Below are 12,494 nucleotides of genomic sequence, written 5' to 3'. Positions count from 1 at the left end.
CCTCGACATTCAAGTATCGGTCACTGTCGCACTCCGTCGCCGAGTATCCGGTACAGGCCCTCGCAGAATCTGCTGGCCATCCCCTGGACGGTGTAGTCGGCGCAGTCCCTCGCGCAACCCGCACGGAGCCGTTCAAGACGGGAAGGATTGTTCAGAAGGTCGATTGCTGCCGCGGTGTACGACGCTGTGTCGTTGGGGGTGACCAAGGAGTTGCGGCCGTCGGTCAGGTACTCGAACTCAGGAGCGTGCCAGGGCCAGTCGGTCGTCACGATGGGCGTGCGCAGCGCGAAGGAGTCCACCGCGCACAGCCCCACTCGCCCAGGCATCAGCATGAGGTCGCTGACCGCGCCGAGCATTGCGGTGCGCCGGCCCGTGGCGTGGCCTACCGCGACCACGGGACTGCCGGGGGAGGACGCGGCCTCCTCGACCAGACTCCTGTCAATGCCGTCCCCGGCTACCAGCAGGCGGAAGTCAGGCAGTTCGCTCGCGATCCGTCGGGCGGCTTCCAGCAGGAGCGGAATCCGCTTGGGCGCGTCCAATCCGCCCAGGAACAGGGCCGTTCGCCCGCTGACCAGGCCATATCTCTCGCGGAGCAGCAGCGCCTCGGCGTACTCCGCCGTTCCCGGTCGTCGGGTGCGGTCGACGATGGCGGACAGTGCGGCGGTGTCGACGGAGTTGCGCACCACGGTGATGCGATCGCGGGGATAGCCCCGCGAGGCGACGTGTGCGGCTCCGCTCTCCGTATAGGCGAAGAACCAGGCGCCGCGCCGTGTCAGCGCGTCCTTGGCAAGGGACTCGATCCGGCTCACGGGCTTGGTGTACGTCCGGCCGTGGCCCCAGAAGGCGACCCGGGGACCTGTCGGTGCCGCCCGCCCGAGCAGGTGCATCAGCAGAAGGGGGTACGTCTCCAGGTTGTGCAGCGCCTGCTCCACCACGACCGCGTCGGCGGAAGCCGCCTGGCGCTGCACACGGCGCCAGTTGAGGTGCCGGCCACCGGGAACGGCAATCCGGGCGACGGGCACTTGCGTCGCGCAGGCACAGGCGGCGGCATCACGTCTGGCCGTATGGCCTGGTGGAGGAGCTCCGTGGAGGACTTCCAGAACCACTCCTCGCCTTCCGAGGATGGCCTCCGCCTGGTCGAAGAATTCCGTGCGGTAGCCGGGGACATACGGCTGCACCACAACGACTCGCCGCCGACCTGCCTTGCTCAGCACCTCGGCGCCGCGGCCGCGACCCTTTCCCGAGGTCCTGGGGCATGCCCTATGGCCTGTGCGTACACGGTGACCATCGCTTCCGTCCACGACCGGACGCTGTAGCGCTCGGCATGGACCCGCCGGCAGTGCTCACGCAACCTCGGGAAGTTGCCAGCGGCCACGGCGAGGACGCGCGCCAGATCGTCGGCATTGCGGTAGACGGCACCAGTGCCGTCCCGGCGCACGCTGTCAGCAGCTCCCGATCCGGCCAGGGCCAGCACGGGCACCCCAGCCGCCAGCGCCTCCTGACAGACCAGAGGCGCGCCCTCGAACCAGACGCTGGGGAAGACAAGACCGGTATAGCCGGGCAACGCAGCCAGCAGCTGCTCGCGGGGAAGCGCACCGAGCATTCTCACTCCCCTCGGAGCGGCCGCGCGGCAGGCTGATTCAAGTGGCCCAGAACCGATCACGTCGATGGATTCCCCCTCCGGCCAGTTCCGCAGCAGCGGCAGAATTCCCTTCTCCTCGGTCAGCCGACCCACGAACAGCCAGCGTGCGCGCGTCCCGGGCGCAGCCACTGCGGGCTCCGCCGACGGGCCGTCGTCTCGGCTGTCGACGGAATTCGGTACGACCACCAGTTTCCCGGCCGGCACCCCGAAACGTAGATAGAGCTCCTTGCTCAGCTCGGAGAGCATCACCAGGCGGTCGGCACGGCGCAACAGCGGATGAGCTGCTGCTCCCGCTCGACCGGCCCAGGCGAGGGGAAGCGTCGCGCTGCGCGAGCTCCGGTAGCAGCTGCACCGCACCCCTGCCCATCGATCACCGTCAGGGCATGCCGTGCACACCTTGCCGTCCCGGAAGAGCGTGCCGGCAGCACAGGCTGGTCGGTAGTTGTGCAGGGTGGCGACGAGCGGGCCGCCCCAGCGCCGCAGCCAACCGGTACCCAGGTTGGGAAAGAGGTTGTGCACATGGACCACGTCCGGGCGAAGGCGCCTGAGTTCGGCCAGGGGAGAGCGCCCACGGCCGGTCGCCACTGTCAGGCCTGCGCGCGCCGCGTAGAACGGCTTTGCCTGGAGCTCATCGGTGTGGGCCGCGACCACGGAGACTGTGTGCCCTGCCCGGCGCAGTGCCTGGGCCTGGTCGACGACCGCCAGGTTCTCCCCGCTGGGGCTGGCGGAGCGGTAGAAGCTGTGCACCATGGCAACATGCAGACGGCGGGGGGCCGGGAGCGGGGGTGGTTGTACATGCCGGGCGTTCACGTTCGCTTCTCCCGTCCGGCAAGGCACTCGATGGTGAGGGATGTCGGACGCGGGGACCGCCCGGCCATCCACGGCACGGTACCGACCGCCGCCTGCCGGGCGACACCGCCGAGAAAGCGGGCGTTGCCGAAGAGATAGCGGCGCCAGAGCCTGCGTGGTTCGCAGCCGAGACGGAAGGCCCACTCCAGGCCCCGGCGCCGCACCCACGGTGGGGCCTGGCGTTTGTGGCCCGCCACGAAGTCGAAGGCGGCGCCCACCGCGACGGCCACGACCGGGAGCGCCGCCGCTAGTTGCGCCGCTCGGATGTCCTGCTTGGGGGTGCCGAGGCCGACCCAGACGATGTCGGCGCGGGAGGAGAGGATGGCTTCTTCCTCGTCAAGCAGCTCACGCGCGGTCGGAGAACGGAACGGCGGCGAGCAACTGCCCACGATCTGGGCCCGGGGGAAGCGCCGGAGCATTTCTCTCCGCAGCGATTTCATGACCTCGGGCGTGGAACCGAGCAGGTAGTGCCTGAGTCCGGCGTCCTGTCCGTGGGCGAATACGTCCAGGAACAGGTCGGGACCGTACACCCGGGTGGCGGGCAGGGCCGTATCGCGGTGCAGCCACTGGTTCGCCCATACCACCGATTGGCCGTCGGGAAGGTTCAGGGCGCCGCTGCGCATGATGCCGTGGAGCTGCGGATCGCGATTGGTGAGAGCGAGGGTGTAGGCGTTGCACAGGTGTACGGCGCTCCCACGGGAGGTGGCGGCCGAGCGGGTGTCGCGGTGGTGCCGGGCGAGCCTGACGACCTCGCGGGCCGCGCTCTCGGGGGTGTGAGCGGTGATGGGTACGCCGAGGCAGTCGACGACGGGAACCGAGCGGTTGGGCAGTTCGTCCACAAGGACGGTCACGATGCCGCTCCTGCGGTGAGTGCAGATCCGGGGGCCGGGAGTGCGAGGTCGTCTCCGGCCGAAGCGGCCTGGCTCATGCGGCTGCTGAAGCTGGCGATGGTCGCGCGCAGTCCCTGATCGACGTCGGTCTTCGGCTCCCAGCCCAGCAACTCGCGGGCAAGGGTGATGTCCGGGCGGCGCTTCTCCGGGTCGTCCTGCGGCCGGGGCACCAGTTGGATTTCCGAACGGGAGCCGGTGAGTTCGATGATCCACCGGGCGAGGTCGAGCATGGACACCTCGTGCGGGTTTCCCAGGTTGACAGGCCCACCGTGAGGGCCGGCCATCATCTGGACCAGTCCGCCGACCAGGTCGTCGACATAGCACAGGGACCGGGTCTGGGCGCCGTCACCGGCGACGGTCAGGGGCTCCCCCTCCAGTGCCTGGCGGATGAAGGTGGGAATGGCCCGGCCGTCGTCGGGGCGCATGCGGGGGCCGAAGGTGTTGAAGATCCTGACCAGCTTGGCGTCTACGCCGCGGCTCCGGCGGTACGCCATGGTCAGCGCCTCACCGAACCGCTTGGCCTCGTCGTAGACCGACCGCGGTCCCACCGGGTTGACGTGGCCCCAGTAGTCCTCGCTCTGCGGATGGACCTGCGGGTCACCGTACGACTCGGAGGTGGAGGTCAGCAGGAAACGCGCGTCCTTCTCGGTCGCCAGGTCCAGGGCGTTCCAGGTGCCGGCCGACCCGACGCGCAGGGTCTCCAGAGGCATCTTGAGGTAGTCCGTGGGCGAAGCGGGCGAGGCCAGGTGGAAGACGGCGTCCACCGGTCCGTTCACATCGAGACCCTGACAAACGTCCAGGTAACTGAACTGGAAGTGAGGATGCCCCATCAGATGATCGATGTTGTGCAGGCCTGACGTCAGGAAGTTGTCCACGCACACCACGTCACCGCCTTCGGCGAGCAATCGCTCGCACAGGTGGGAGCCGATGAATCCGGCCCCGCCGGTCACCACTGCACGCATGAGGGTCCTCTCGCTGCCGGGTCGGCCGCCCCGTGACCGGCCGACCCAAAGTGTCAATGCAGGAATTCGAACTAATGCCATGCTTACCTTGACATATCCGTTATGTGCAATGCTGCCGCGGCTGACGGGCGAAGCGCGCCCGCCGTTTGAGCGGTTTACGCCCCCTGGTCGGCCCAAGCGGTAGGAGAGGTCAGCATGTCTGGATCAGCGGCGAAGGCAGTCAAGCGAGTTGTCGATGTTCTGGGCGCCTCGGCCCTGATCGTGCTGCTGTCCCCGGTCCTCTTCGCCGTCGCCGTCGCTGTCAAGATCGACAGCCCGGGTCCCGTGCTCTTCCGGCAGCGCAGAACCGGCCTGCGCGGTGAGGTGTTTCAGGTGTTGAAGGTGCGGACCATGCGGGTGGGCTCGGAACTGCAGCGACACGCCTTGGCCGGGAGCAACGAAGCCGACGGGCACCTTTTCAAGATCCGAGAAGACCCGCGTGTCACCCGGGCGGGCCGACTGATGCGCCGCTTCTCACTCGATGAACTGCCCCAGTTGTTCAACGTGGTGATGGGCCACATGTCGTTGGTCGGGCCGCGGCCGTTGCCGCTGGAGGACTCGGCGTTCAGCGAACAGGCGATCCGCAGGCTGCTGGTCCGCCCCGGGCTCACCGGGCTGTGGCAGGTCAGTGGCCGGTCCAGCCTGAGCTGGGAGGAGACGCTGCGTCTGGACCTTGCATACGTTGACACGTGGTCGCTCCGCCTGGACCTGGTGATCCTCGCGCGCACCCCGAGGGCGGTACTCCGAGGGGAGGGGGCCTACTGAGGGGGCACAGCAACTCGGCCATCAGGGTGCTCTCTCGCCCAGGCCGTTATCCAGGTCCCATTGCGGTGTATATATCCCTGTGCCTCGCCCATCTGTCCTGCTGCCTCCCGGGGTAGGACGCGAGTTCCAGAAGAGGAGCCCGGTCACGATGCCCATAGACGTGATTCGACGCACCGCCGCGGCGATCTCCGTCGCCGCCCTGGCCGCCGTTCCCGCCACCGTGGTCGCGACACCGGCCGCCGCTACTCCGTACCCGCCAGGGCCCGGAGCCCTGTGCCTCAGTTCCACCCGGCCGTTCGCCGGCGCCCCGCTGTCCTTCCTCGGCACGGGTTTCGCCGCGAGGGAACAGGTCGCAGCACGGCTCGACACAACCCTGCTGCGCACCGTCCGATCCGATTGGCGCGGCGCTGCGTCCGGGGTTGTGACCATTCCCCGGAACACGACGTCCGGTCCGCACTCCTTCTCCCTGACAGGGCTGTCATCCGGGCGCGTGCTGTCCAAGACGGTCGTCGTACGGAGACCGTTCCATCGCAGGGCGGCGGACACCGCGTCCGCGAATATCAACGCCGCTCCGGTTGCCAGCCAGGCCACGGCGCAGGAGAGCGGTCCGAGTCACACCACCCTTGCGGCCGGCTCGGCAGCCGCACTGTGTGCGTTCGGCGGTAGCTCGTACCTGCTGCACCGGCGCCGTCGTCGTCACAGCCTGCATCAGTGACGGGTGGGCGTAGCCGCTGATGCGCCTGTCTCGGGGAACCCGCCACCGGATCGACAGCGGCAGCCGCAACCGGCCACGTCTTGACCGCCGGGCACGGCTGTTGCTTCGCGGCGTCCTGGCCCTAGCGGCGGCAGGGGCCGCGTGGGTGGCGGTCACCGCTGTGCTGGCGCGTGCGGAACTGCTCGCCGCCCAGCGCAGCCTGAGTGCGCTGGAGAGCGTCAGGGCGGCGAACACACCGGGGCCAGGGGTGCGGGGAATCGACTCTCTGACGTCCGAACTGCGCTCCGCCGCGGGCCACGCCGCCTGGGCCCACCGCTTCACCGGCGGCCCGGCCTGGTATCTGGCCGCGCGGATCCCCATCCTGGGCGACCCCGTGCGTACCGTGCGTGGAGCGGCGTGGGCCACCCATCGCGTCACAGCAGAGGTTCTGCCCCCACTGGTGCGTCTTACGGACGGCCTGACCGACGGCGGCCGGGCGGGCGGAAATCCCATCGACCTCGTCGCGCTGCGACGCGAGTCCCCGTCCCTGGACCGCGCAGCGCAGGTGGCGTCCGACATTCGAGCGCGCTCGGACAAGCTGCCGGACAGCACCTGGCTGGCGTCCGCGGACCGGGCCCGCAACCAGCTCACCGGTCAGCTCGGCCGGCTCGCGCCGGCCACGGCCGACGCCGCCGCGGCAGCACGTGTACTTCCCGCCATGATGGGCGCGCAGGGCGTACGGCGGTATCTGGTGATCTTCCAGAACACCGCCGAGTCCCGCGGCACCGGGGGACTGCCCGGTGCGTTCGCCGTGCTGACGGCCACTCAGGGAAAACTGAGTTTCGGGGACTTCGGCAACGACACGGCCATGGCTGACTCCCGCGCCTCGGTGAACCTCGGCGAGGAGTACGCCGCCGACTATGCACAGAACGCGCCCACCACCGTCTGGGTCAATGCCAACCTCAGCCCACACTTCCCCTACGCAGCGCGGATCTGGGCGGACTCCTGGGCGCGGCACAGCGGCAAGAAGGTCGACGGGGTCATTGCGCTCGACCCGCGTGCGATGGCAGGGCTGCTCGCGGTCACCGGACCGGCGCGTCTGGCCGACGGCACCGCCGTGTCGGCCGGCAACGTCGTGGACCTGACCGAACGCACCAGCTATGCGGAATTCTCGGACACCATGGAGCGTAAGAACTTCTTCACGGACGTCGCCAAGGCGACCGCCGGGAAACTCCTCAGCGCCGACGGGCGGCACTACCCTGCTTTGCTGTCCGCGCTGCGGACGGAACTCAAAGAACGGCGGGTCACGGTGTGGAGCGCGCGCCGGACCGAGCAAGGGGAGCTCCAGCAGGACGACTTCGCAGGTGTGCTGCCGGAAGGTCCTCAACCCACCGCGGGGCTGGTGGTCAACAACGCAGCCGGGACCAAGCTCGACTACTACCTCGACCGGACGCTGGACTGGAAAGCGGGGCAGTGCGGCCGGGACGGGCGGGACGTCACCGTGACCGTGACGCTCACCAACCGGGCCCCGGCCACCGGGCTCCCCGCATACGTCACGCAGAGAGTGGACAGACCGCCTTACGCCACCAGACCGGGCGACAACCGGCTGCTGGTCTCCTACTACGCGACCAACGGAGCGGGCCTGGCCGGCGCCACGTCGGACGGCCGGGCGGTGTTGGCAAACACCACCACTGAGCGGGGTCATCCCGTGTTCACACTGGACGTGGAGCTTCCCCGGCAGTCGACTCGCACGCTCAAGCTGTACCTGGTGGAACCTCCTTCCACGCGGCCTCCGATCCTGCTCGACCAGCCACTGGTGCGGCCGCTGCGAACCACCGTGCGGCCGAACATCCGGTGCGGTCATTGACGTCCGCCTGCGCGGATCAGCCCAGTACGGCCACGGCGATCCGCTCGACCGGCTCCGCGATACGCCCCGCGCACCACCGCGCCACCTGATCGGAGGCGCCATACGGGTCGTCCACGTCGTGGTCCTCAGAACGGCCCTCCATGCCCCGCCGGGCCCAGGCTCCCTGAACCAGCAACGCGGCCCGGTTTGCGGGCAAGGCCACCCCGGCGGCGTCCTCGGCTCGCACCAGATGGGCGAACTCGCGCAAGGTGAAAGCCCGCCGCAGCGCCCACACGGGGGACAGCCGCACCGCGGCATCGCGATGTTCCGTCGCAGCGCCCAGTACGAGATCGGCGTTCTCCACGAGTTCCGCGGTCAGCCGGCTGGCGACGGCACCGCGAGGATCCCCGCCCAGCTCGGCAAGGAGAGCCGCGGCTGCCGGATCCATCGGGGTTCCGGCCTTGGCTGCTGTGCCGGCACTGGTCACCCGGAACATGGCCCGGGACGGGCCCAGGCGGGCCGTCAGCAGACGCTCAGCCAGCGGAGAGCGGTGCAGGTTGCCAGTGCAGACCATAAGCACCCTGAAAGGCGGCTTCTGATGTCCTTGGACCGACGGGGCAGAAATGCCGAGCATGCCGACAGTATTCCAGCGGAGGCCGCGTCCGTCCGCCGCGCCGGGCCGGCTTCCAGGCTGATGGTCAAGTGCTGATGAAGGAGACCCACGGGCAGCGGATCGAGCGGAGGCTTGGTGGGCGCCCGAGCTGCGCTTGCTCGTGGGCACCGCGGAAGCGGTGCCCACAACGGCAGACCGAAGGCACGTGGGCTCGCACAGGTGGCCGGGACCTGGGACGCAGTACGGCACCTCGGCGCTCCTGTAGCCCGACAGGAGCGTTCGACCGCCGGCCTGGGGAGCATCCGTTGTGCGGCTTCAGCCTGAGCTTCTGCTGCCGACGTGGGTCCTCCGACAAGCTCAACTTTCCCTGCTGTTACGGCGTTTCCGCTGTGGGCGCCGTGTAGGTGGTGCTGGCGCCGTCGCAGTGGGGGACGCTTCCGGGGGGCGCGCAGTTGGTCGGGGTGTTGTTGACGACGGCGCTGTCGATGAGGTCCACCTTGGGCAGGGCCGGGTCGGCGGCGTCGGCGGCTGCGTTGTTTTGAAGCTGGGAGCCGGCAGTCGGGCTGATGATGGCGCCGAAGAGGCGTCCGTCGTTGTTGATGCCGCCGCCGGTGGTGGGGCCGCCGTTGGCGGTGTTGTGGGAGACGGTGCTCTTCTTCAGGGTCGTCGGCTGGTCGATACCGATGAAGATTCCGCCGCCGCTGCTCTCAGCGATGTTGCCGGTGACCTGGGTGGATTCCAGGGTCAGGGGCCCGCTGTCATTGTTGATGGTCAGGGTCATGATGCCGCCGCCGAGACCGGAGGAGTTGTCGGCGACGGACACGTTGTTCAGCTTGGTGTCGCCTGCGTTGGCGAGGGCACCGCCCCAGTTGTCGGAGGAGTTGCCGCGCAGGGCGCCGCCCTCCATCGTCATCGTTCCGCTCGTGGCCACCCCGCCGCCGATGCGGGATGCGTTGTCGTGGAGTGTCGAGTCCTTCATCGTGAGCGTTCCCAGGTTGTTCCAGATTCCGCCGCCGATGAAGCCGGCCCTGTTGCTCCGGACGGTCACGCCGGTCAGCTTCAGTGTGCCCTGGTCGTTGAGGATGCCCCCGCCCGCGTCGGCGTAGCCGGTGCCGCCGGCGTTGCCGCCGCGGACGGTGAGCGAGTCGAGGCCGAGGCTGCCGCCCGGCGCCACGTGGAAGATGCGGAAGTCCCCGGTGGCGCTGGACGCGCGCTGGATGACGGTGCGGTCTCCTCCGGAGATCTGCACCTTGCCGGTGATCTCGGGCAGGCCGTCGTCCGGGTTGTCAGCCGCTGTCAGGGTGTAGACGCAGTTGGAGGCGAGGGTGATGGACCCGCCGCTGGTGTTCGCCGTGGTGATCGCTGTCTTCAGGGCCGGGATGTCGCCGCACGGCACGCTCGGCGACGGGTGTTCTTGCCCTGCCTGGGCCTGCCCGACGGGCAGGAGGGTCAGGCACAGGCCGAGGCCGGCGGCTGCGGTGAGGGACAGGCGTCTGCGGGTGTCAGTCATGCGTTTTTTCCTTGACTGTGTGAGGGGCAGGGAGCGCGATCCGGGCCCGGCCCAGTCACTGAGCAGCCTTCGCCCCTGAGCGCCGCAGACCGACACTCAGATATATATATGAATCTGACATGCGTCGCATTTGCTGACTATCCGTCCGGTCCAGGTGCCTGGAAGGGCATGAGGGGGCAGTGCAAGGAGACGGCCGCTCTCCTTGCTCCGGCCGTCTGGGGGGGAGACGGCCGGGCGCTGCCGGGCGGCGTCGCCGCCGGTCCCCAAGGGACGTCGGCACCCTGGGGCCAACGGTTCGTGTGCCCGCGACCGGGGAGGGCGCACCTGTTGACCGACAGGCGGGCTTCAGGACGCGTCGGCGAGGTCGGCCTGGGCCCGGTCGGCGAGAGCAGCGGGGTGGTGTTCCGAGGCGCGCAGGCGGCTGCGGCGGTGGACGACGGTGACCGGGCGGGCGAAGCGGGTCAGGAAGGTGGCTTCTTCCATGGCGGTGTCGCCGCCGCCGCGCGGCAAGCCGCGACCGATCGGAGGCCCGGCTGAACCCAGACGGATCCTCTTGAAGTGCGGGACGGATACCTCTGCACCAAGGTGAAGATGACTTGGGGTTGCCTGAGAACAGCAGCGGTTCACCATGGTCCCCAGGCCCGTCTCACTTCCCGAGCAGGACCGACTGGATACCGACCGACATCAGCTGGAGTGGCATGAACGGACATATGGTTCTGGCAAGCGGCTATCCGGTGCTTGGGGCCTTCTTGACGATCGTCTTCCTGGTCGGTGCGGCCGTGTGGCTCATCCTGCTGTTCCGTGTCATCAGTGACCTTTTCTCCGATGACAGTGTGAGCGGTGCTGGAAAGGCGCTCTGGCTGGTCTTCCTGATTTTTCTGCCTTTCCTCGGTGTTTTCCTCTATCTCATCGCCAGAGGCGACAAGGCACGCCAACCGGAGTCCCATCGGCGGTCTTGATGGGGGTGCGGTAGGCAACGCTGTGCCCGTTTCGCGGCCGGCGACCTTGGCCGGCGGATGGCGTACATCGGTGTGATCGTCCGGCAGGGGGGCGTGCTGCGGAAGGGCAGAAGGGCATTGAGTTCTGCGTGCCGTGACCGGGGGTCCCCCCTTCGAAGGGGTCGACACGTAGGGTGAACGGTCACGCCGCTGTGTGACGGCGGGGGACGGTGTGGTCGGGTACGTGGCGCGTCTGCCGGGCCCAGCTGCCCATGCGGTGGCCGCTGTCACAGGTGAGGAGTACGGATGAGCCAGTGGGCTGTGGTGGTGGCCGGTGGCGTGGTCGTCGGCTACGGCGCGCTCTCACGGTGGCTGTCCACGACGGTGGTGTCCGGGCCCCTGGTGTTCACCGTGTGCGGCCTGGCGATCGGGCCGCTGGGCCTGGACCTTCTGAATGCGGACCGGGATCCGGAGGTCACCCGGACGCTGTTGGAGAGCGCACTGATTCTCGTGCTGTTCACGGACGCGGCGGCCATCAGGATCCAGGACCTGCGCCGAGAGGAGTTCCTTCCGCTGCGACTGCTCGTGATCGGGTTGCCCGTCACGATCGCGCTGGGGTGGCTGGTGGCCTGGCCCCTGCTGCCCGGTCTGAGCACGTGGGAGTTGGCGCTGGTCGCCATCATCCTGGCCCCGACGGATGCCGCGCTCGGGGAGCAGGCCTTCTCCAACCAGCGGGTCCCGGCGCTGGTCCGAGGGGGCCTGGGAGTCGAATCGGGTCTGAATGACGGCCTGGCGCTGCCGTTCTTCGTGCTCGCGCTGGCGGCGGCGGGTGAGGGCGGAGGCCATCCGGGCGTCGTTGCGACGTTCCTGCGCGCGCTGCTGCTCAGCGGTGCGATCGGTTTCGCGGTCGGATGGGCTGGGGCGGGCGTGTTGCGGTGGTCCGTGCTGCGGGACTGGAGCAGTTCGCACTGGCGGCAGTTCCTGGTGCTCGCCGTTCCCGTGGTCGCTTTCGCGGTGTGCGGCGCGGCCGAAGGCAGCGGCTTCATCGGCGCCTGGGTCGCCGGTCTCGCCTTCGGGAGCAGGCTGCGGGGCGCGTCGCCAGGCCGAAAGACGCACACCGACGGACCGGATCCCACACAGAGCGCGCAGTTCAGCGAGCGGCTCGGGCTCCTGCTCGCTTCGGTGAGCTTCCTGGCCTTCGGTGCAGTCATCCTGGGGCCGGCTCTCCAGCACCTGACCTGGCGGATGGTGGTCTACGGGGTGATCAGCCTGACCGTCATCCGGATGGTGCCCGTCGCTCTCGCCATGGCAGGCAGCGGTCTGCGGCCCGTCTCGCTCGGCTACATCGGCTGGTTCGGTCCCCGCGGACTGGCCTCCCTGGTCTTCGGTCTGCTCGCCTTCGAGGAACACCTGCCCGGGACGACGGAGCTGAGCGGAGTCGTCGCGGTGACCGTGGGCCTGAGCGTCCTTCTGCACGGTGCTTCGGCTCCGTATCTGGGTGACCGCTACGGCGACTGGTTCGCCAGAACGCTCCCCAGCGAACCGGAACTCCGGGAGAACGCGCTCACGGCCGACGACGTCCTAGGTATGCGGGGTCCCCGGGGCTCACAGCAATCACGGTGACCGCTCGAGCGGAGACGGTTCCTGCCCGCGCTACACCTTCACGGACGCGATCCGACACCTGTGGGCGTTCGACGGGTCCCCAACCGGTCGACAACCTTGCTGCGAGGTACGGCCCGGCAGCGT

General features: G+C 69.0%; 11 protein-coding genes and 1 pseudogene. 5 read left to right on the top strand and 7 right to left on the bottom strand.

The genetic code is table 11. The annotated features are described in order from the left end of the window. Nucleotides 1-20 precede the first annotated feature (20 nt). From OG900_05435 to OG900_05420, 4 genes are read right to left on the bottom strand one after another with little or no spacing between them, the layout of a single operon-like run. A complete protein-coding gene (locus OG900_05435) occupies nt 21-1,214 on the bottom strand; it encodes a glycosyltransferase family 4 protein (protein WUH89644.1) in 1,194 nt (397 codons plus the stop codon). Further along, nucleotides 1,208-2,392: a glycosyltransferase family 4 protein gene (locus OG900_05430; GenBank protein ID WUH89643.1), complete on the bottom strand. Its 1,185-nt coding sequence runs from the start codon at nt 2,390-2,392 to the stop codon at nt 1,208-1,210. Before OG900_05430 ends, OG900_05435 begins: the two co-directional genes overlap by 7 nt. 56 nt (nt 2,393-2,448) lie before the next feature. Further along, nucleotides 2,449-3,342, bottom strand: coding sequence for a WecB/TagA/CpsF family glycosyltransferase (locus OG900_05425; GenBank protein WUH89642.1), 894 nt, complete (start codon nt 3,340-3,342; stop codon nt 2,449-2,451). Beyond that, nucleotides 3,339-4,343 (bottom strand): SDR family oxidoreductase, encoded by a 1,005-nt coding sequence (locus tag OG900_05420; protein ID WUH89641.1) that lies wholly within the window; start codon nt 4,341-4,343, stop codon nt 3,339-3,341. Before OG900_05420 ends, OG900_05425 begins: the two co-directional genes overlap by 4 nt. 195 nt (nt 4,344-4,538) lie before the next feature. On the opposite strand from OG900_05420, the gene OG900_05415 reads away from it, so the two are divergent. The 3 genes from OG900_05415 to OG900_05405 all read left to right on the top strand — a co-directional run bounded on the left by OG900_05415 (nt 4,539) and on the right by OG900_05405 (nt 7,708). Beyond that, entirely contained in the window at nt 4,539-5,147 is a 609-nt protein-coding gene (locus OG900_05415) for a sugar transferase (protein WUH89640.1), read from the top strand. A 148-nt stretch (nt 5,148-5,295) separates the two neighbouring features. Next, nucleotides 5,296-5,862, top strand: a complete 567-nt coding sequence (locus tag OG900_05410; protein WUH89639.1) for a hypothetical protein — start codon at nt 5,296-5,298, stop codon at nt 5,860-5,862. Between the two features lie 145 nt (nt 5,863-6,007). Continuing rightward, entirely contained in the window at nt 6,008-7,708 is a 1,701-nt protein-coding gene (locus OG900_05405; GenBank protein WUH89638.1) for a DUF4012 domain-containing protein, read from the top strand. 16 nt (nt 7,709-7,724) lie between these two features. Here OG900_05405 and OG900_05400 read toward each other — a convergent pair whose 3' ends face one another. The 3 genes and pseudogenes from OG900_05400 to OG900_05390 all read right to left on the bottom strand — a co-directional run bounded on the left by OG900_05400 (nt 7,725) and on the right by OG900_05390 (nt 10,311). Continuing rightward, nucleotides 7,725-8,261, bottom strand: a complete 537-nt coding sequence (locus OG900_05400; GenBank protein WUH89637.1) for a low molecular weight phosphatase family protein — start codon at nt 8,259-8,261, stop codon at nt 7,725-7,727. A 412-nt stretch (nt 8,262-8,673) separates the two neighbouring features. Beyond that, nucleotides 8,674-9,810, bottom strand: coding sequence for a hypothetical protein (locus OG900_05395; GenBank protein WUH89636.1), 1,137 nt, complete (start codon nt 9,808-9,810; stop codon nt 8,674-8,676). Nucleotides 9,811-10,173: 363 nt separating this feature from the next. After that, a pseudogene (locus OG900_05390) lies at nt 10,174-10,311 on the bottom strand (NAD-binding protein). 197 nt (nt 10,312-10,508) lie between these two features. Here OG900_05390 and OG900_05385 point away from each other — a divergent pair. Together OG900_05385 and OG900_05380 are read left to right on the top strand one after the other, a co-directional pair. Next, entirely contained in the window at nt 10,509-10,769 is a 261-nt protein-coding gene (locus tag OG900_05385; GenBank protein WUH89635.1) for a PLDc N-terminal domain-containing protein, read from the top strand. Nucleotides 10,770-11,054: 285 nt separating this feature from the next. Then, entirely contained in the window at nt 11,055-12,371 is a 1,317-nt protein-coding gene (locus OG900_05380) for a cation:proton antiporter (GenBank protein ID WUH89634.1), read from the top strand. Nucleotides 12,372-12,494 lie beyond the last annotated feature (123 nt).

The organism is Streptomyces sp. NBC_00433 (assembly GCA_036015235.1).
Classification (GTDB): domain Bacteria; phylum Actinomycetota; class Actinomycetes; order Streptomycetales; family Streptomycetaceae; genus Actinacidiphila.
Note: the sequence above shows the minus strand (reverse complement) of the source record. Positions and strands in the feature narration are given on the sequence as shown.

Bases quoted from the DNA above. Each gene is read 5' to 3' on its own strand.
- OG900_05430 (WUH89643.1), bottom strand. From the start codon at position 2,392: ATGGTGCACAGCTTCTACCGCTCCGCCAGCCCCAGCGGGGAGAACCTG.
- OG900_05420 (WUH89641.1), bottom strand. From the start codon at position 4,343: ATGCGTGCAGTGGTGACCGGCGGGGCCGGATTCATCGGCTCCCACCTG.
- OG900_05415 (WUH89640.1), top strand. From the start codon at position 4,539: ATGTCTGGATCAGCGGCGAAGGCAGTCAAGCGAGTTGTCGATGTTCTG.
- OG900_05410 (WUH89639.1), top strand. From the start codon at position 5,296: ATGCCCATAGACGTGATTCGACGCACCGCCGCGGCGATCTCCGTCGCC.
- OG900_05400 (WUH89637.1), bottom strand. From the start codon at position 8,261: ATGGTCTGCACTGGCAACCTGCACCGCTCTCCGCTGGCTGAGCGTCTG.
- OG900_05395 (WUH89636.1), bottom strand. From the start codon at position 9,810: ATGACTGACACCCGCAGACGCCTGTCCCTCACCGCAGCCGCCGGCCTC.
- OG900_05385 (WUH89635.1), top strand. From the start codon at position 10,509: ATGAACGGACATATGGTTCTGGCAAGCGGCTATCCGGTGCTTGGGGCC.
- OG900_05380 (WUH89634.1), top strand. From the start codon at position 11,055: ATGAGCCAGTGGGCTGTGGTGGTGGCCGGTGGCGTGGTCGTCGGCTAC.